The sequence below is a fragment of the Streptomyces sp. NPDC003042 genome (assembly GCF_053591315.1).
In genome coordinates this window covers 1-15,915 of the sequence record NZ_JBSFTP010000012.1, presented here as the reverse complement: position 1 = coordinate 15,915, position 15,915 = coordinate 1, and the positions used below count along the sequence as shown (strand labels likewise).

The 15,915-nt window shown below is 72.5% G+C and carries 15 protein-coding genes; 14 read left to right on the top strand and 1 reads right to left on the bottom strand.

From position 1 onward, the window contains the following. Positions 1-133: 133 nt before the first annotated feature. The 12 genes from ACWDYJ_RS09465 (at position 134) to ACWDYJ_RS09410 (ending at position 14,034) form a co-directional block, all read left to right on the top strand. Positions 134-1,651, top strand: coding sequence for a ubiquitin-like domain-containing protein (locus ACWDYJ_RS09465; RefSeq protein WP_451565010.1), 1,518 nt, complete (start codon positions 134-136; stop codon positions 1,649-1,651). After that, a complete protein-coding gene (gene rsmA / locus ACWDYJ_RS09460; RefSeq protein ID WP_451564913.1) occupies positions 1,648-2,550 on the top strand; it encodes a 16S rRNA (adenine(1518)-N(6)/adenine(1519)-N(6))-dimethyltransferase RsmA in 903 nt (300 codons plus the stop codon). The genes ACWDYJ_RS09465 and rsmA overlap by 4 nt, the downstream gene beginning before the upstream one ends. Then, positions 2,547-3,455 (top strand): 4-(cytidine 5'-diphospho)-2-C-methyl-D-erythritol kinase, encoded by a 909-nt coding sequence (locus ACWDYJ_RS09455; protein ID WP_451564912.1) that lies wholly within the window; start codon positions 2,547-2,549, stop codon positions 3,453-3,455. The genes rsmA and ACWDYJ_RS09455 overlap by 4 nt, the downstream gene beginning before the upstream one ends. A gap of 70 nt (positions 3,456-3,525) precedes the next feature. Further along, positions 3,526-3,876 carry a hypothetical protein gene (locus ACWDYJ_RS09450; RefSeq protein WP_451564911.1) on the top strand — a complete coding sequence of 117 codons (351 nt, stop codon included), beginning with the start codon at positions 3,526-3,528 and terminating at the stop codon, positions 3,874-3,876. Further along, positions 3,873-4,073 (top strand): hypothetical protein, encoded by a 201-nt coding sequence (locus tag ACWDYJ_RS09445; protein WP_451564910.1) that lies wholly within the window; start codon positions 3,873-3,875, stop codon positions 4,071-4,073. The genes ACWDYJ_RS09450 and ACWDYJ_RS09445 overlap by 4 nt, the downstream gene beginning before the upstream one ends. 130 nt (positions 4,074-4,203) lie before the next feature. Beyond that, on the top strand, positions 4,204-5,541 hold the full coding sequence (locus tag ACWDYJ_RS09440; RefSeq protein ID WP_451564909.1) for an acyltransferase family protein: 1,338 nt from the start codon (positions 4,204-4,206) through the stop codon (positions 5,539-5,541). A 27-nt stretch (positions 5,542-5,568) separates the two neighbouring features. Then, complete coding sequence (locus ACWDYJ_RS09435; RefSeq protein WP_451564908.1) at positions 5,569-7,371, top strand: ABC-F family ATP-binding cassette domain-containing protein; 1,803 nt, start codon at positions 5,569-5,571, stop codon at positions 7,369-7,371. Between the two features lie 166 nt (positions 7,372-7,537). Then, on the top strand, positions 7,538-9,181 hold the full coding sequence (locus ACWDYJ_RS09430) for an outer membrane protein assembly factor BamB family protein (RefSeq protein ID WP_451564907.1): 1,644 nt from the start codon (positions 7,538-7,540) through the stop codon (positions 9,179-9,181). A gap of 59 nt (positions 9,182-9,240) precedes the next feature. Continuing rightward, entirely contained in the window at positions 9,241-10,920 is a 1,680-nt protein-coding gene (locus ACWDYJ_RS09425) for an outer membrane protein assembly factor BamB family protein (protein ID WP_451564906.1), read from the top strand. A 133-nt stretch (positions 10,921-11,053) separates the two neighbouring features. Continuing rightward, the gene (locus tag ACWDYJ_RS09420) at positions 11,054-11,728 is read left to right on the top strand and encodes a response regulator transcription factor (protein WP_451564905.1); all 675 of its coding nucleotides are present in this window, start codon (positions 11,054-11,056) and stop codon (positions 11,726-11,728) included. 96 nt (positions 11,729-11,824) lie between these two features. Further along, positions 11,825-12,799 (top strand): UDP-glucose 4-epimerase GalE, encoded by a 975-nt coding sequence (gene galE, locus ACWDYJ_RS09415; protein ID WP_451564904.1) that lies wholly within the window; start codon positions 11,825-11,827, stop codon positions 12,797-12,799. A 470-nt stretch (positions 12,800-13,269) separates the two neighbouring features. Next, positions 13,270-14,034: a LuxR C-terminal-related transcriptional regulator gene (locus ACWDYJ_RS09410; RefSeq protein WP_451564903.1), complete on the top strand. Its 765-nt coding sequence runs from the start codon at positions 13,270-13,272 to the stop codon at positions 14,032-14,034. Here the strand turns inward: ACWDYJ_RS09410 and ACWDYJ_RS09405 are convergent. Next, the gene (locus tag ACWDYJ_RS09405) at positions 13,993-14,490 is read right to left on the bottom strand and encodes a MarR family winged helix-turn-helix transcriptional regulator (protein ID WP_451564902.1); all 498 of its coding nucleotides are present in this window, start codon (positions 14,488-14,490) and stop codon (positions 13,993-13,995) included. The genes ACWDYJ_RS09410 and ACWDYJ_RS09405 overlap by 42 nt on opposite strands. Before the next feature lie 146 nt (positions 14,491-14,636). Between ACWDYJ_RS09405 and ACWDYJ_RS09400 the strand changes: the two genes are divergently transcribed. Both ACWDYJ_RS09400 and ACWDYJ_RS09395 read left to right on the top strand, forming a co-directional pair. Continuing rightward, positions 14,637-15,503 carry a trans-aconitate 2-methyltransferase gene (locus ACWDYJ_RS09400; protein WP_451564901.1) on the top strand — a complete coding sequence of 289 codons (867 nt, stop codon included), beginning with the start codon at positions 14,637-14,639 and terminating at the stop codon, positions 15,501-15,503. A gap of 2 nt (positions 15,504-15,505) precedes the next feature. After that, entirely contained in the window at positions 15,506-15,868 is a 363-nt protein-coding gene (locus tag ACWDYJ_RS09395) for a VOC family protein (protein WP_451564900.1), read from the top strand. Positions 15,869-15,915: the final 47 nt, after the last annotated feature.

Genomic DNA, 15,915 nt, shown 5'->3' with positions numbered 1-15,915 from the left:
GAGCGATACACAGGGCAGTCACCGCCGTGTCTCCTGGCCGGAGGGTGATCAGGGGACGGTGCCCGCCCCCAGAGCCTCCGGCCAGGCCACCCTGGACTCCGCCACCCCGGACTCCGCCACCCCGCCGCCCGCCATGCCGCCGCCCGTGGGCCCTCCGCCCGACGGGGACGCGGCCACCGGGATCCCGGACGGGGAGGCCCCCCACCGGCCCCCCGCCACCGGCAGGCGCCGGGCCGCCGCCGGCCGACCGGAGCCGGCTCCCGCCCCCGCTCCCGCCGACGCCTCCGGCGCCCGCCACCGGCCCACCGGCCGGCGCCGGGCGGCGGGCCCGGACTCCGGGGTGCTGGACGGGGAGGCCCCGTACGCCGCTCCCGCCACCGGCAGGCGGCGGGCGGCCGGTCGGCCGGAGGCGGTTCCCGCGGGGCCGGACGCGAGCCGCGCCACCGGCAGGCGGCGGGCCAAGGGTCCGGCAGAGGCGGGGCGGGACGGGGCCGGTGGGCCGCTGCCCGCGCAGGCGGGGCCCGAGACCGCCGCCCCGACCCGGCGGGCCGCATCCGCACGCGACAGCTGGCGGCGGATCGTGCCGCAGGCGCTGGTCGTGGCGTTCCTGGCCGGCGGGACCACCGCCTTCGTCGCCGCCGACAAGGCGGTCCGGCTCACCGTGGACGGCGTACCCCGCACCCTGCACACCTTCGCCGGGAACGTCGACGACCTCCTCGCCGCCGAGGGTCTCGGCGTGGGCCCCCACGACCTCGTCGTCCCGGCCAGGGGATCCGCCCTCGACGACGGCGAGGAGATCGTCGTCCGCTACGGCCGCCCCCTGCGGCTCACCCTCGACGGCCAGAGCCGCCAGGTGTGGACCACCGCCCGCACCGTCGACGGCGCGCTGCGCCAGCTCGGCGTCCGTGTCGAGGGCGCCTACCTCTCCACCCCCCGGACGGCGCCCGTCCCGCGCGAGGGCCTCACCCTCGGCGTCCGCACGGAACGCGGCATCACCTTCATGGTCGACGGCCGCGAGCGCACCATCCGCACCAACGCCGCCACCGTCCAGGAGGCCCTGGACCAGGCGGGCATCAGCCTCCACGGCCAGGACACCACCTCCGTCCCCCCGGACGCGTTCCCCCGCGACGGCCAGACCGTCACGGTGTTGCGCATCTCCGGCACCCGCGAGGTCCGCGAGGAGCGCATCCCGTACGCGACCGAGAGGGTGGACGACGCCACCCTCTTCGCCGGCACCGAAGTCGTCGAACAGTCCGGCCGGCCCGGGGCGCGCCGCGTCACGTACAGCCTGCGCACCGTCAACGGGGTCCGGCAGAAGCCGCGCAAGATCGCCGAGGAGACCGTCCGCGAGCCCGTCACCCAGATCGTCAAGGTCGGTACGAAACCGCTGCCGAGCTCCGTCTCCGGGACCGACGGCCTCGACTGGGCGGCACTCGCCCGCTGCGAGTCCGGCGGCCGGGTCTCCGCCACCGACCCCTCGGGCACCTACGGCGGCCTCTACCAGTTCGACGTACATACCTGGCAGGCCCTCGGCGGGAGCGGGCGCCCGCAGGACGCGTCGGGCGCCGAGCAGACGTACCGGGCGAAGAAGCTCTACGTGCAGCGGGGGGCGAGTCCGTGGCCCCACTGCGGCCGTAGGCTTGACCGGTGAGCACCGCAGAGCAGCAGCCCCCCGAGACCCCGTCTGACGCCCTCCTCGGACCGGCCGACATCCGAGAACTGGCCGCCGTACTCGGCGTACGCCCGACGAAGCAGAAGGGCCAGAACTTCGTCATCGACGCCAACACGGTCCGCCGGATCGTCCGCACCGCCGAAGTGCGGCCGGACGACGTGGTCGTGGAGGTCGGTCCGGGTCTCGGCTCGCTGACGCTCGCGCTGCTGGAGGCCGCCGACCGGGTGATCGCCGTCGAGATCGACGACATCCTGGCCGCCGCGCTGCCCGCCACCATCGAGGCTCGGATGCCGCACAAGAAGGACCGCTTCGCGCTGGTCCACTCCGACGCGATGCTCGTGAAGGAACTGCCCGGCCCGCCGCCGACCGCGCTCGTCGCGAACCTGCCGTACAACGTGGCCGTGCCCGTGCTGCTGACCATGCTCGACCGCTTCCCGAGCATCGAGCGCACCCTCGTCATGGTCCAGGCGGAGGTCGCCGACCGGCTCGCCGCCGAGCCGGGCAACAAGGTGTACGGGGTCCCCTCCGTCAAGGCCAACTGGTACGCCCACGTCAAGCGGGCCGGGTCCATCGGCCGCAAGGTCTTCTGGCCCGCGCCGAACGTCGACTCCGGCCTCGTCTCGCTTGTGCGGCGCACGGAGCCCGTCAAGACCACCGCGACCAAGGCCGAGGTCTTCGCGGTCGTCGACGCCGCCTTCGCTCAGCGCCGCAAGACGCTGCGCGCCGCGCTGGCCGGCTGGGCCGGCTCGGCGGCGGGCGCCGAGGCGGCGCTGGTGGCCGCCGGTGTCTCGCCGCAGGCGCGCGGTGAGTCGCTGACCGTGGAGGAGTTCGCGGCGATCGCCGAGCACAAGCCGGCGCCGCCGAGGCCCGCGCTGTGAGCGCCCGTACGAGCGTGACCGTACGGGTCCCCGCGAAGGTCAACGTCCAGCTCGCGGTGGGCGCGGCGCGCGCCGACGGCTTCCACGACCTGGCCAACGTCTTCCTGGCCGTGTCGCTGTTCGACGAGGTGACGGCGACGACGGCCGACGCGCTGAGCGTCACCTGCACGGGGCCGGACTCCGACCAGGTCCCGCTCGACCACACCAACCTCGCGGCGCGCGCCGCCGAGATCCTGGCGGGCCGGGCGGGCATCGAACCGCGGGTCCACCTGCACATCGCGAAGAACATCCCCGTCGCGGGCGGGATGGCCGGCGGCAGCGCGGACGGGGCGGCGGCGCTGCTGGCCTGCGACACGCTGTGGGGGCTGGACACCCCGCGCGGGGAACTGCTGGACATCTGCGCCGAGCTGGGCAGCGACGTCCCGTTCAGCCTGGTGGGCGGCGCGGCGCTGGGTACGGGACGGGGCGAGGTGCTGACGGCGGTGGACGCCGGCGCGTTCCACTGGGTGTTCGCGGTCGCCGACGGCGGTCTGTCGACCCCCGCCGTCTTCCGCGAGTTCGACCGCCTCACGGCCGGTACGCCGGTCCCGTCGCCCGAAGCGTCCCCGGCCCTGCTCGCCGCCCTGGCGTCGGGCGACCCGGAGGAGCTGGCCGGCGCCCTGGTCAACGACCTCCAGCCGGCGGCCCTCTCGCTGCGCCCCGCCCTGGCCGAAACGCTGGCCGCGGGCACCGGGGCCGGGGCGCTGGCGGGGCTGGTCTCCGGCTCGGGCCCCACGACGGCGTTCCTGGTTCCGGACCCCGAAACCGCCGCCAAGGTGGCCGCGGCCCTCGAAGCCTCGGGCACGTGCCGCGCCACGCGCGTGGCGACGTCGCCGGCCCCGGGAGCCACGGTTCAGGAGCGGTGAAGCCCACGCCTTGGGGGACCCGGCCCGGCTGGGCTGGAGCCACCGACGAGCGATACCAGGAGGCGCTTCGATGACCGAGCAGGCCGCGGCCGGAACGACGCTGATCCCGATGCCGCCGCTCACTCCGGCGGCCTTGCGCGTTGCTGTGGCGCAGCTTGCTCCGGCCCATCTGCCCGCCTTCGTCGAGCACCTGGACCGGGTGGCGGAGCAGAGTGCGGAGCAGAGCACCATCGCGCCGCTGCGAGCGTTCTTGCAGTGGTGGGGCGAGTTCGTCGCCGTCCAGCGGCACCCCGCCCTGGCTGCGCGCCTCCGAGAGCTGGAGGCCGTGGCCGCGACGGCCCATGACCGTGAAGCCCTCGATACGGCGGTAGCCGAGATCCAGGACATTCTCGAAGCCGCGCGCCGCGAGGCCGCCGCGTGAGCGACGCCTGGGCGTGGCATGACAACCCGGATGCCGAGCATGTGATCGGCGGTCTGCCCACCGAGGTCGTGGCGGAGGTGGAGCGCCTTGCCGAGCAGCTCGCCATCCTTGGCCGTGACGCCCGCGAGGTGGGGCGTGGGCCGCTGGAGGGTGGGGGACTGCGAACGCTGGACATCTTCGGAGGGCGGGCTTCCTGATGTTCCTCGCACCGGAGCGGTTCCAGGAGATCTCCGTCGTCCGCGTGGTCCGGTTCGGCTGACAGGTACTCAGGCACAGGTGAGTACGCGCGCCCTGTTCGAGCCCTGCGCGCCGCGCGACCGTGGGGCCATGGGACAGACCATCAAGGAAATGGCCGCAGCCACACCCGGCACGCGGGACCGGTACGTCGATCTGCTGCGGGTGGCCTCGCTCGGTACCGTGCTGCTCGGGCACTGGCTGATGGCCGCCGTCAGCGGTGACGGCATAGGGAATCTGCTCGCCCTCGTGCCCCCACTCCAGGTGCTCACCTGGGGGCTCCAGATCATGCCGGTGTTCTTCTTCGTCGGCGGGTTCTCGCACGCGCTCTCGTACCGCTCCCTGCGCCGCGCGAGCGACGGGCCCCTCTACGCCGACTTCCTGCGGGCCCGCCTCCAGCGGCTGCTGCGGCCGACCCTCGTCTTCGTCCTCGTCTGGACCGCCGCCGCGCTCGTCCTCCAGCTCGCCGGGGCCGGCGACGGGCGGCTGACCGGGGCCGCGCTGCGGCTCGTGACGCAGCCGCTGTGGTTCATCGGGATCTACCTCGCCATGGTCGCCTTCACCCCGCCCCTGCTGGGGCTGCACGAGCGCCACGGCTGGGCGGCCTTCGCCGCGCTGGCCGGTGCGGCCGCGCTGGTCGACGTACTGCGCTTCGCGCTCGGCGTCCCGTACGTGGAGTTCCTGAACTTCGCCCTCGTCTGGCTCGCCGTGCACCAGCTCGGCTTCCTGCGCGCCGACGGGCGGATCACCCGGCCCGCCGTCCTCGCCGCAGCCGGGCTCGCCGGGGCCGTGTTCCTCGTCACGGTCGGCCCGTACCCGCTGTCCATGGTCGGGATGCCCGGCGAGAAGGTGTCCAACATGGCCCCGCCCACCCTCGCCCTGCTGTGCCACGGCCTGTGGCTCGTGGGCGCCGTCCAGCTCCTGGCCCGGCCCGCCACGGCCTGGCTCGCCCGGCCCCGCGTGTGGCGCGGTGTCGTCGCCGCCAACGGCATCGCCATGACGGCCTTCCTCTGGCACCTCACGGCCATGCTCGGCGTGTACGCCGCCCAGCTCGCGATCGGCCTCGCGCTCCCCGAGCCGGCGACCGCCGCCTGGTGGGCGCAGGTGCCGGTGCGGATCCTGGCCGCGACCGCGCTGACGGGGCTGTTCGTCGCCCTGTTCCGCCGCTTCGAGGCCCCCGCCCGCCCCGCCCGGCCCGCCGAGGTGACGGGCACCGGCACCGGCGGGCCCTGCGCCGCCGTCGGCATCACCCTGTGCCTGCTGGGAATCCTCGGCCTCTCCATGACCGGCCTCGGCGGAATCCTGGAGGGCCACAGCGCCACCCTGATCGCCCTCCCGCTGACCGCCCCCGCCGCCATCGGCATGGCCGTGGTGGGCCGGCTCCTGGTGGAACGGTCGGTGTCGGCCCGGAGGGTTAGGCTGAGGGGCTGAGCCCACCCCTTCCCTGGAGCGCGTCTGATGGCCGTCAATCTGGTCAATGTCGAGGCAGTCAGCAAGGTGTACGGCACTCGTACCCTGCTCGACGGCATCTCCCTCGGCGTATCCGAGGGGGACCGGATCGGTGTCGTCGGTCGTAACGGCGACGGAAAGACCACCCTCATCCGGATGCTCGCCAAGCTGGAGGAACCCGATGCCGGCCGGGTCACCCAGAACAGCGGTCTGCGCATGGGCGTCCTCACCCAGCACGACTCCCTCGACCCCACGGCCACCGTCCGGCACGAGATCATCCGCGACATGGCCGACCACGAGTGGGCGGGCAACGCCAAGATCCGCGACGTGCTCACCGGACTCTTCGGCGGCCTGGACCTGCCCGGCTTCGGCCAGGGCCTGGACACGGTCATCGGCCCGCTCTCCGGTGGTGAGCGCCGCCGTATCGCCCTGGCCAAGCTGCTCATCGCCGACCAGGACCTCCTCGTACTCGACGAGCCCACCAACCACCTCGACGTCGAGGGCATCTCCTGGCTGGCCAAGCACCTCCAGGAGCGCCGCTCCGCGCTCGTCTGCGTCACCCACGACCGCTGGTTCCTCGACCAGGTCTGCACCCGCATGTGGGACGTGCAGAGCGGCGAGGTCCACGAGTACGAGGGCGGCTACAGCGACTACGTCTTCGCCCGCGCCGAGCGCGACCGCATCGCCGCCACCGAGGAGTCCAAGCGGCAGAACCTGATGCGCAAGGAGCTGGCCTGGCTGCGCCGCGGCGCTCCCGCCCGGACGTCCAAGCCGCGCTACCGCATCGAGGCCGCCAACGAGCTGATCGCCGACGTGCCGCCGCCGCGCGACCGCTCGGAACTGATGAAGTTCGCCAACGCCCGCCTGGGCAAGACGGTCTTCGAGCTGGAGGACGTCACCGTCCAGGCCGGGCAGAAGACCCTGCTCAAGCACCTGACCTGGCACCTGGGCCCCGGCGACCGCATCGGTCTCGTCGGCGTCAACGGCGCGGGCAAGACCTCGCTGCTGCGCGCCCTCGCCGAGGCCGCCCGCAGCCAGGGCGACGTCCAGCCCGCCGAGGGCAAGGTCACCGTGGGCAAGACCGTCAAGCTGGCCTACCTCTCGCAGGAGGTCGGCGAGCTCGACCCGTCGCTGCGCGTCCTGGAGGCCGTCCAGCGCGTGCGCGACCGCGTCGACCTCGGCAAGGGCCGCGAGATGACGGCGGGGCAGCTGTGCGAGCAGTTCGGCTTCACCAAGGAGAAGCAGTGGACGCCGGTCGGCGACCTCTCCGGCGGTGAGCGCCGCCGCCTGCAGATCCTGCGCCTGCTGATGGACGAGCCCAACGTCCTCTTCCTCGACGAGCCCACCAACGACCTCGACATCGAGACGCTGACCCAGCTGGAGGACCTGCTCGACGGCTGGCCCGGCTCGCTGATCGTGATCTCCCACGACCGGTTCTTCATCGAGCGCACCACGGACACGGTGATGGCGCTGCTGGGCGACGCGACCCTGCGGATGCTTCCGCGCGGTCTCGACGAGTACCTGGAGCGCCGGCGGCGGATGATCGAGGCGGCCTCCCCGGCGCCCGCCCCGGCCACCACCACCGGGAGGTCCACCGCTTCCGGCGATGCCCGCGCCGCGAAGAAGGAACTGCAGAAGATCGAGCGGCAGCTCAACAAGATGTCGGACCGCGAGGCGAACCTGCACGCGCAGATCGCCGAGCACTCCACCGACTACGACAAGGTCGCCCGGCTCGACACGGAGCTGCGCGAACTCATCTCCGACCGGGACGAATTGGAGATGCGCTGGCTGGAACTGGCCGAGGACGCATGAGTTCGGGCGGGTAACAGGCGGCGCCGGGCGCCAACTGGAGCGATAACGGCCGCGTCACGGGCCGGTCCTCCCTTGGGAACAGGGGAAGGACCGGCCCGTCGCATGTCGGCCACGAGTGATAGAAAGGGTCGTTCTCCTGACCGCCTGAAGCCGAAGGTATGCGCTGATGACCGAGCCGCCCCAGCCGCCGAACCAGCCGCCGACCCCCTCCGGTTACGGCCACCTGCCCGGACCCCCGCAGCAGGGTTACGGATATCCGCCGCAGGGCGGCGCCAACCCGTACGCCCAGCAGCCGCCGACCGTCCCCCAGCCGTTGGCCCAGCACGGTTACGGGTTCCCGCCGCCCGGCATGCCCCCGGGCCCGCCGCCGGGCGCACCCGGGGCCCCCGGCGCCCCGGGCCGGCGCAAGGCGCTCATCGCCGTCGCCGCCTCGGTGGCGGGCGTGCTCGTCCTCGGCGCCGGCGCGTACTTCGCCTTCGGCGACGGCGGCGGCGACCCGAAGCCGCCCGTCGCGCAGGCCTCCACGCCCCCCGCGGATCCCAAGCCCGACAGCTCTCCGTCCGTGGACAAGGGCGACGGCAGCGGCAACGGCGGCGCCGAGCAGACCGACCTCAACGCCGGCCGTAAGCAGGGCGAGGACAAGGCCCTTTGGCTCAAGACGGCCAAGATGGAGGGCCCCGGCGCGGGCATCGTCACCAAGGGCCAGTGGGTCGTGGGTGACACCGTCGTCAAGACGATCGACAAGACCCTCGTCGGCTATGCCGTCACCGACGGCAAGGAGAAGTGGAAGCTCGACCTCGGCGCCGAGCTCTGCGGGCACACCCATCAGACCACCGCCGACGGCAAGACGGTCATCGTCGTCCAGGACGCCTCGGGCTCCGAGTGCAACCAGATGAAACTGATCGACCTCAAGGCGGGCACGGCGGGCTGGACGAAGGAGGTGGCCAAGGAGGGCCTCTTCGACAGCTCGATCGACGTCTCGCCGTCGATCACCGGGGACACCGTCGCCATCAACCGGATGACCAAGAGCACCGCCTACCGGATCAGCACCGGCGACAAGCTCTTCTCCGGCAGCGGCCCCGAGGGATGCCAGCCGAGCACCTACGTCGGCGGCAACGGCAAGATGATCGCCGTCGCCACCTGCCACGACGCGGACCTCACCCAGGAGGTCCAGGACGCCGACCCGGCCACCGGCAAGACGACCTGGTCCTACAAGCTGCCCAAGGGCTGGCGGGTCACCAGCGTCTACTCCGTCGACCCGATCGTCCTCGACATCGGAAACCGGGACACCAAGGAACGCGCCGTCATCACCCTGGGACCCGACGGCAAGAAGCGCTCCAGCATGGCGGCCGAGGGCCAGTTCCAGGTCAACTGCGGCAATTCCACCGGCGAGGGGCTCCAGGGCTGCGGCAGCTCCGCCGTCGACGCCAACACCCTCTACCTGATGACGGTGAAGGAGGGCGGCTACAACAACGAGGTCGTCGCCTTCGACCTCACCACCGGCAAGGCCAAGTGGCGCACCCCGGCGGGTGACAAGAGGATCATCACCCCGCTCCGGGCCGCGAACGGACAGCTGATCGCCTACCGCACCGGCCAGCTGGACCAGCCCGGCGAGATCATCTCGATCCCGGCCGCCGGCGGCAGTCCCACCGTGCTCCTGCGCAATCCGTCGGGCCCGGCCGCGAAGATCGAAGGCTCCTTCATGTCCTCCGGCGAGATGGACTACGCGGACGGCCGCTTCTTCATGTCCGTCAGCCGGCTCGCGGCCCAGGGCAAGGACGAGAAGCTCCTGATGGTCTTCGGCAAGTGAAGGCGTCCGGCCAGTGAACGAGTCCACCGAGCCGCCCACCGAGAGGCAGTAGCAACAGCATGAGCACCCCGCCGCCCCCCAGCCAGCCCCCGTCCGGAGGCTTCGGCGCGCCGCCGCCGGTCCCGCCCGTCCCGCCGGGCCCTCCGCAGCCGCCCGCCCAGCCGCCGACCGTCCCGCAGCCCCAGCAGGGCTACGGATACCCGCAGCAGCAGCCCGGCTACGGCTACCCGCAGCAGCCGAGCACGGTCCAGGCCCCGGCGCAGCCGCCGTACGCCGCCCCCGCGGGCGGCGGGGGCGGCGGCGACAAGCGCACCCAGCTGATGATCGTCGGCGCCGCGCTGCTGGCCATGGTCCTCATCATCGGCGGAGGCTTCTGGTACGTCTCCGGTGACGGCAACGGCGGCACCCAGCCCACCGCCGACGGCGGTGCCAGCGGCTCGCCCGACGGCGACAAGCCCCCGGCCGCGCCGGGCGGCAGTGAGAAGCCCCCGGCGAACCCCAAGTCGAAGACGCTGGTCAACGTCCAGGCCCCGCAGCCGGCCGACGTCGTCTCCGTCGACGGCTCCTGGCTCACCGACAGCACCTACGTCAAGTCCGACGTGGCGAAGGTCGTCGGCTACAACCTGGTCGACGGCGGCAAGAAGTGGGAAGTGCCGCTCCCCGCCCACGTCTGCGGCGCCACCAAGCACGTCAGCGACAACAAGTCGGCGATCCTCTTCCAGGAGGCCATGCCGAGCGACGCCAAGAAGTACCCCCAGTGCAACCAGGTCGGCGTCATCGACCTGAACGCCGGCAAGCTCCTGTGGTCCGCCACCGCCAAGTCCTCCACCGGCGGTGACAAGCCCGTCGCCTTCACCGAGGTGACCATCAGCGGCCAGACCGTCGCCGCGGGCGGTCTCGGCGGCGGCGCCGCCTGGAACCTCGCCGACGGCAAGTCCCTGTGGACGCCCAAGGTCGACGGCGAAGGCTGCTACGACCTCGGCTACGCGGGCGGCGAGGCCCTCGCCGCGCTCCGCAAGTGCGGCCGCCACCCGAACCAGACCCTGTTCGCGCAGGTCCTGGACGCGGCCACCGGCGCGCCGAAGTCCTCGTACAAGCTGTCCCCGGGCATCGAGTGGGCCGGCATCATCTCCACCAAGCCGCTGATCGTCGCCGCCGACGTCGGCAGGACCGCCAAGAACGCCACCGGCGTCAGCGACCTCTTCGTCATCGACGACGCGGGCCAGCTCAAGAGCCGCATCTCGCTCTCCTCCGGCAACTACGCGCCCGAGTGCCCGGCCACCGAGGTCGAGCAGTGCTCGAAGATGGTCGTCGCCAACGGCAAGGTCTACCTGCCCACCTATGAGCACCAGGGCTCGGCCTCCAGCGGCCGCACCAACGAGATCGTCTCCTTCGACCTGGCGACCGGCAAGCCCACCACCGACCGCGCCGACGCCGGTGAGCGCTACACCATCTACCCGCTGCGCATGGACGGGTCGAACATCATCGCGTACAAGAACCCCCCGTACGACAAGGGCGGCCAGATCGTCAGCATCGACAGCACGACGATGAAGCAGACCGTCCTCATGGAGAACCCGTCGGACAAGGCGAGCCAGCGCGCCGAGACCGGCTTCTCGATGGACCACTCGGAATTCCGCTACCACAACGGCAAGTTGTTCATCGCCCGTACGACGGTCCGCAAGCCGTACTCGGAGAAGGCCGACCCGGAGTACCTGTTCGTCTCCTTCACCGCGAGCTGACCGGCCCGCACCGCGCCACCCGAAGCCCCCGAACGATCCCTACCGATCGGGGGCTTCTGCGCGGTATCCGCCGCGCACCGTCGAACAAGCGTGTAGCTTGCCGGGTCAGAAGGATCTGGGGTGGGAGCCTTGAATGGGCGTACGGGTCATGGTGGTCGACGAGCACCGGCTGCTGGCCGAGGCGCTCGCCTCGGCCCTGAAACTGCGCGGGCACCGGGTGCTCGCGGCGGCCGCTCCGGCGGCCGGGGCCGCCGAACTCGTCATCAGCCGCGCCCCGGAGGTCTGCCTGTTCGGCACCGCCACCCCCGCCGAGCCCGGGGTCTTCGAGCCCATCGTCCGGATCAAGCGGGAGCGCCCGCAGATCGCCGTCGTGGTCCTCGGCCCGGTGCCGAGCCCGCGCGGGATCGCCGGGGCCTTCGCCGCCGGCGCCTCGGGCTACGTACGCCAGGACGAGCGCATAGAAGGGGTCGAGCGGGCCCTGGCCAAGGCGCGGGCGGGGGAGGTCGCCATCGCCCCGCAACTGCTCCAGGGGGCCTTCGCGGAGCTGCTCAACCCCGCCGCGACGCCCGACGACGAGGGCAGCCGGCTGCTGCGGCTGCTCACCCCGCGCGAGGTGGAGGTCCTGGTCCGGGTCGCCGAGGGCGAGGACACCCGGCTCATCGCCGCGGGCATGGCCATCGCGCCGAGCACGGCCCGTACGCACGTGCAGCGGGTACTGATGAAGCTGGGCGTGGGCTCACGGCTGGAGGCGGCCGCGCTGGCCGCCCGTACGGGCCTGCTGGACCGGGCGGCGCTGCCCGCGCGGTGAGCCGCACGTCCTGACGATTTCCCCGGAGCCGCGCAATCCGGTAAGCCGGTCATCAGCACGTGTGTCCGCGTGCGTCCGCGAGAAGTAGGAGTGGCAGTGAGTAAGGCGTCGTTTCAGAAATACCTGGTCACCGGAGGCGCCGGCTATGTGGGCGGCGTCGTGGCAGCGCATCTCCTGGAAGCCGGCCACGAGGTCACCGTCCTCGACAACTTCTCCACCGGCTTCGGCGAGGGCGTCCCCGCCGGCGCCACCCTGATCGACGGACGGATCCAGGACGCCGCCGAGCACCTGGACCCCTCCTACGACGCGGTGCTGCACTTCGCGGCCTCCTCGCAGGTCGGCGAGTCCGTCGCCAATCCCGGCAAGTACTGGGACAACAACGTCGGCGGCACCCTCGCCCTGCTGAGCGCGATGCGCGGGGCGGGAGTGGGCAAGCTCATCTTCTCCTCCACCGCCGCGACCTACGGGGAGCCCGTCGACGGCCCGCTGACCGAGGCCTCGGCGACCGCGCCGACCAACCCGTACGGCGCCTCCAAGCTGGCCGTCGACCACATGATCGCGGGGGAGTGCGCGGCGCACGGCCTCGCGGCCGTCTCGCTGCGCTACTTCAACGTGGCGGGCGCCTACCGCGAGTTCGGTGAGCGGCACGACCCCGAGACGCACCTGATCCCGCTGATCCTCCAGGTCGCCCTGGGACAGCGCGCGTCGATCTCGGTGTTCGGCGAGGACTACCCGACCCCGGACGGCACCTGCGTACGCGACTACGTCCACGTCGCGGACCTGGCGCGGGCCCACCTGTCCGCGCTGGACGTCGCGGCGCCGGGCGAGCACCTGATCTGCAACCTCGGCAACGGCAGCGGCTTCTCGGTCCGCGAGGTCATCGAGGCCGTCCGCAAGGTCACCGGCCGGGAGATTGCGGAGATCGTCGCCCCGCGCCGCCCCGGCGACCCGGCGGTGCTGGTCGCCTCAGCGCGCACGGCGCACGAGCGCCTCGGTTGGACCCCGACCCGCTCGGACCTCACCACCATCGTGACGGACGCCTGGAACTTCGCCCGCAGGCAGCAGCTCTGACCCCTCGCGCCACCGCACGTTCCTCGCGCCCCCCGTGCCCCTCGGTACGGGGGGCGCGCGTGTGTGCGGTGCGCGCGGTGGCCGGGCGCTCCGCGCGGGCGCCCGGCGTGCGTACGCCGGGTGAAATGGGCCCCGTGCAACTGCCCGTGGCACGCGCAGGACCGCAAACGGCCGCCCAGACCTTCGGGACAGCCGAAAACAAGCCACCGCAAAGGCCGTTCGAGTCCGGTGCACCCGGAAAATCGCTCGAAAAACTTCTGCTATTCGGCCAACCGCTGGACCCGGGCGGCCCTACGCTGATGCGTGACACCGGTGGGGGCCGGTGTTGATTCAGGGGTCGAGACACGCCGGGTGCGGCGTCCGGTCCGGGGTAGTGCACAGATGTCGCGGCGGCGGCCGCGACGCCCTGTGGGCCGCCTGGTCCGGGCGTCGCACCCGTAGTTGTCCGTTCCCCGACCCTTGGGGGTTTTGTGGTTCGTATCCGGGTTCTGGTGGTCGACGACCACCGCATCTTCGCCGAGTCCCTCGCAGCCGCGCTCGCGGCCGAGCCGGACGTGGACGTGTCCGCGGCCGGCAGCGGCCCCGCCGCGTCCCGCTGCCTCGAACGCGCGGTGGCGGAAGGCCGCCGTTTCGACGTCCTGCTCGTCGACGCCGACCTCGGCGCCGCCGCCGGGTCCCTGCCCGCCCAGCGCGAGCCGGGATCGGGGCCGCCGTCCGGACCGGACGGCATCGCGCTCGTCGCCGGGGTGCGCGTGGCCCATCCCGGGCTCCGCACCGTGGTCCTCGCCGAGCGCGACGATCCCCGCCGGGCGGCGCTCGCCCTGCAGGCGGGGGCTTCCGGCTGGGTGGCGAAGGACTGCTCCCTGTCGCGGCTGCTGGCCGTCATCCGGGGAGTGCTGCGCGAGGAGACCCATCTGCCGCCCGCGCTGCTGACCGGGGTGCTCCGTGAACTGACCGCCGCCCGCAAGCACCGTACGGACAGCGAACGGCTCGTCGAATCCCTCACCCCGCGCGAGCACGAGGTGCTCCGCTGCATGGTGGCCGGGCTGGGCCGCAAGGACGTGGCGGCGCGGCTGTTCCTGTCCCCGCACACCGTCCGCACCCACATGCAGAACGTGCTGGGCAAGCTCGGCGTGCACTCCACGCTGGCGGCGGTGGCACTGGCCCGGCGGGCCGGCGTACGGCCCGCGGAGCTATCCGGGGACGTTGTCGAACGGAGCGGTCAACTGGCGTAGCAGCCCGGCGAGATCGCCGCGCTGCGCCGTGGAGAGCTGGGCCAGGATCGCCCGTTCCTGGGCCAGCAGTCCGGCCAGGGACTGGTCGGCCCGGTCACGCCCCTCAGGGGTGAGCCGCACCAGGACCCCGCGCCGGTCGCTGGGGTCGGGCAGCCGCTCGACGAGGCCTTTTTTGGCCAGCCGGTCGATGCGGTTGGTCATGGTGCCGGAGGTGACGAGCGTCTGGGTCAGCAATTGGCCGGGAGACAGCTGGTAAGGAGCCCCGGCACGCCGCAGCGACGTCAGGACGTCGAACTCCCACGGCTCCAGGCCGTGCTCGGAGAAGGCGAGCCTGCGGGCGCGGTCGAGGTGGCGCGCGAGCCTGCTGACACGGCTGAGCACCTCGAGCGGTTCCACGTCGAGGTCAGGGCGCTCTCGCCGCCATGCCGCGACCAGTCGGTCGACCTCGTCCTCCATGCGGATCAGTGTAAGGGGTCTGTCGACATGAAGTCTCTTGATATCGAGAATCTTGATTACGACATATATTCCGGGCAGTACGGGGCATGGAGGTGGCCGGAAGGGCTTCCGCTTCCAACCGCCCCACCAAGTAGGGAGGCTCGAACATGCATTCCGATATCGCGCCCGCCGTCCGCCCTCCGACGCTGGACGACACGGCCCCGTCCGCACCTACCTGGGATCCCCAGCAGTACCTCCGGCACGCGGGACACCGCACGCGGCCCTTCCTCGACCTGCTGACCCGCATACCCGAACTCCCCACCAGCCCCCCGCGGATCGCCGACCTCGGCTGCGGCCCCGGCAATGTCACCCTGCGGCTCACCGACCGCTGGCCGGATGCCCGGATCACCGGATACGACCTGTCGCCCGAGATGCTCCAGCGCGCCGCCGCGGAATACGCGGGACCCACCGCCGGCGGCGGCCACCTCGACTTCCGCCGCGCCGACCTGGCGGACTGGCTGCCCGAGGAGACCTATGACCTGATCGTCTCCAACGCGGCCCTGCAATGGGTGCCGAGCCATCCCGGCTCCTTCGCCGCCTGGATCAACGGACTGCGGCCCGGCGGCACCTTCGCCCTCCAGATCCCCGGCAACTTCACCGCCCCCAGCCACCGGCTGCTCGCCGAACAGTGCGACACCCCGCGCTGGCGCGCCCGGCTCGCCGGACACGGCGCGCGCTACGTCCACCACCTCGAAGCCGGCGAATACCACACCCGGTTCACCGAACTGGGCTGCGCCGTCGACGTCTGGGAGACCACCTACCACCAGCTGCTGCAAGGCCCCGACCCCGTTTTCGACTGGGTCAAGGGCACCGCCCTGCGGCCCGTGCTCACCGCCCTGGGGGACGACCAGGACGCCGTCGACCGCTTCCTCACCGAATACCGCGAGACCCTGCGCGGGGCCTACCCGACCGGACCGCGCGGCACCGTCTTCCCCTTCCGCCGCATCTTCGCCATCGCCCGCAAGGAGGCCTGACAGTGCTGAGCGCCGTGGATCACGTCCAACTCGCCGCGCCGCCGGAATCGGAGGACAAGCTGCGCGCGTACTACCGGGACGTCCTGGGCATGACGGAGATCCCCAAACCACCCGTCCTCGCTGCCCGCGGCGGCTGCTGGTTCGCCGCCGGACCGGTCCAGCCGCACCTGGGGGTGGAGGAGGACTTCCGCCCGGCCCGCAAGGCGCATCCGGGCCTGAGGGTGACCGGCATCGAGGCGTACGCGCGCAGACTTCAACAGCTGGGGGCGCGGGTCGTCCGGGACGACAACCTGCCGGGCCACCGGAGGTTCTACTCCGAGGACCCCGTCGGCAACAGGCTGGAATTCCTGGAACCTTCGGTCTGACCTGCGGAGCGTCGCGACGGCGCCGCGTCACCGAATCCTTCGGTGAC

Excerpts from the sequence above, each read along its gene's own strand:
- ACWDYJ_RS09400 (WP_451564901.1), top strand. The coding sequence starts at position 14,637 with ATGCATTCCGATATCGCGCCCGCCGTCCGCCCTCCGACGCTGGACGAC.
- ACWDYJ_RS09405 (WP_451564902.1), bottom strand. The coding sequence starts at position 14,490 with ATGGAGGACGAGGTCGACCGACTGGTCGCGGCATGGCGGCGAGAGCGC.
- ACWDYJ_RS09435 (WP_451564908.1), top strand. The coding sequence starts at position 5,569 with ATGGCCGTCAATCTGGTCAATGTCGAGGCAGTCAGCAAGGTGTACGGC.
- ACWDYJ_RS09420 (WP_451564905.1), top strand. The coding sequence starts at position 11,054 with ATGGGCGTACGGGTCATGGTGGTCGACGAGCACCGGCTGCTGGCCGAG.
- ACWDYJ_RS09430 (WP_451564907.1), top strand. The coding sequence starts at position 7,538 with ATGACCGAGCCGCCCCAGCCGCCGAACCAGCCGCCGACCCCCTCCGGT.
- ACWDYJ_RS09465 (WP_451565010.1), top strand. The coding sequence starts at position 134 with ATGCCGCCGCCCGTGGGCCCTCCGCCCGACGGGGACGCGGCCACCGGG.
- ACWDYJ_RS09450 (WP_451564911.1), top strand. The coding sequence starts at position 3,526 with ATGACCGAGCAGGCCGCGGCCGGAACGACGCTGATCCCGATGCCGCCG.
- ACWDYJ_RS09440 (WP_451564909.1), top strand. The coding sequence starts at position 4,204 with ATGGGACAGACCATCAAGGAAATGGCCGCAGCCACACCCGGCACGCGG.
- ACWDYJ_RS09425 (WP_451564906.1), top strand. The coding sequence starts at position 9,241 with ATGAGCACCCCGCCGCCCCCCAGCCAGCCCCCGTCCGGAGGCTTCGGC.